The organism is Stenotrophomonas sp. PS02300 (assembly GCF_029959395.1).
GTDB classification, from domain to species: Bacteria; Pseudomonadota; Gammaproteobacteria; order Xanthomonadales; family Xanthomonadaceae; genus Stenotrophomonas; species Stenotrophomonas maltophilia_AD.
The window spans coordinates 1-937 of the sequence record NZ_JASCOP010000253.1 but is presented as its reverse complement, the minus strand read 5'-3'; the positions used below and the strand labels follow the sequence as shown (position 1 = coordinate 937).

Annotated in this window: 1 protein-coding gene; it reads left to right on the top strand. The window is 67.0% G+C overall.

The genetic code is table 11. From position 1 onward, the window contains the following. The coding region (gene pstS, locus QMX79_RS20800) for a phosphate ABC transporter substrate-binding protein PstS (protein ID WP_282248467.1) at positions 1 to 814 on the top strand (814 nt) is incomplete at its 5' end. Positions 815 to 937 lie beyond the last annotated feature (123 nt).

The window sequence follows — 937 nt, the reverse complement described above, 5'->3', positions numbered from 1 at the left end:
CACGGCCGGCACGGTTGATTTCGGGCCCTCCGACACGCCGCTGTCCAGCGAAGAGCGGGCCCAGGCCGGCCTGGGCCAGTTCCCGTCCGCCATCGGCGGCGTGGTCCCGGTGGTGAACATCGACGGCCTGGAAGCCGGCAAGCTGCGCCTGAGTGGCCCGCTGCTGGCCGACATCTTCCTGGGCAAGGTCAAGACCTGGAACGACCCGGCCATCGTGGCCGCCAACCCGGGCGTGAAGCTGCCCGACGGCAAGATCACCCTGGTCCACCGTTCGGACGGTTCGGGCACCACCTTCAACTTCTCCAACTACCTGTCCAAGGTCAGCCCGGACTGGAAGAGCAAGGTCGGCGAAGGGACCTCGGTGCAGTGGCCGGACGGCGTGGGTGGCAAGGGCAATGAAGGCGTGGCCTCGTACGTGAAGCAGATCAAGGGTTCGATCGGCTACGTCGAGCTGGCCTACGCGCTGCAGAACGGCATGCCGTATGCCTCGATGCAGAACGCGGCGGGCAACTGGGTGCAGCCGACCGCCGACAGCTTCGCTGCGGCCGCGGCCAGCGCCGACTGGGCCAGCGCCAAGGACTTCAACCTGGTCATCACCAACGCCCCGGGCGACCAGGCGTGGCCGATCACCGCCACCAATTTCATGCTGATGCACAAGCAGCCCAAGGATGCCAAGCGCAGCAAGGACACCCTGGCGTTCTTCACCTGGGCCTTCCAGGACGGCCAGGCCCAGGCCAGCGAACTGCACTACGTGCCGCTGCCGGCAGAACTGGTGAAGCAGATCGAAGCCTACTGGGCTGTCGAGTTCAAGTGATGCACCCAGGCCCGCGTTCCAACGCGGGCCTGGCTGGATGTAGCGCCGGGCCCTGCCCGGCCCAACCCCACCGTTTTCTTGGGCCCCCGCCGTTCCCATGAATGCCAATGCCCACCCTGCACC